Raw genomic sequence first — 1,019 nt, 5'->3', positions numbered from 1 at the left:
TAGACATCCTTCACGCCTACACCGAGATCGACGCGGTGAGCATCTGCACGTGGAACGACAGCCACGCGGAGATCGCCACGGCGGCGCTCGACGCCGGCAAGCACGTCCTGGTGGAGAAGCCCCTGAGTCGTACGGCCGGTGAGACCGAGGCGCTCGTCGAGGCCGTCGAGCGCAGTGGCAGGCACCTGGAGGTCGGCTTCGTCCGGCGGTTCGGCGCGAACGCCAAGGTCCTCAAGTCGTTCGTGGACAGCGGGCTGCTGGGCGACGTCTACCACGCCCGCGCGACCAACATCCGACGACTCGGCAACCCCGGTGGGTGGTTCGCGGACCACAAGCGGTCCGGCGGGGGACCGCTCATCGACATCGGCGTGCACGTCCTGGACCTCTGCTGGTACTTCATGGGCACCCCCAGGGCCGTCACGGTCAGCGCGGTCACCCACGCCCGGCTGGGCAACCGGGCGAACGTCACGTCGTTGTCGCGGTACAAGGTCGCGGACTACGACCCGACCCGGAGCGACGTCGAGGACTTCGCCGCGGCCTTCATCCGGTTCGACAACGGGGCGTCCCTGACGCTGGAGACCAGCTACTCCCTGCACGCGCTCGAGGACCGCCTCGAAGTGGCGGTGTTCGGCGAGCGCGGTGGCGCGGAACTCGAACCCCAGCTGCGGATCGCCACCGAGATGCACGACACCGTCCTCAACGTGGGGCCACAGATCGACCACCTCAGCTTCGACTTCGCGGAGGGGTTCGCCAACGAGATCGCGCACTTCGTCGCGCTGTGCCTGGGCGAGGCCGAGCAGGTGGCACCCGTCTCCCACGGTACGGAGATAATGCGCATGCTCGACGGGATCTACGAGTCGGCGCGGGCCGGCCACGAGATCAGGCTCTCGTGACATGGTCGGTATCGGAGCGTCGGTGCGGGTGGGGGTCGTGGGGTGCGGGAACGTCAGTTCCCGCTACCTGGCCAACGTCGCCGGGGAACCGGCGGTCACCGTCGTCGCCTGCGCCGACGCCGACCC

The 1,019-nt window shown here is 68.9% G+C and carries 1 protein-coding gene; it reads left to right on the top strand.

All coding sequences use genetic code 11. From position 1 onward, the window contains the following. On the top strand, positions 1 to 893 hold an 893-nt coding region (locus tag AB0B91_RS66545; RefSeq protein WP_358343374.1), incomplete at its 5' end, for a Gfo/Idh/MocA family oxidoreductase. Positions 894 to 1,019: the final 126 nt, after the last annotated feature.

The sequence above is a fragment of the Nonomuraea sp. NPDC049141 genome, from assembly GCF_040648415.1.
Lineage (GTDB): Bacteria > Actinomycetota > Actinomycetes > Streptosporangiales > Streptosporangiaceae > Nonomuraea.
This window is presented reverse-complemented; position numbering and strand designations above follow the sequence as displayed.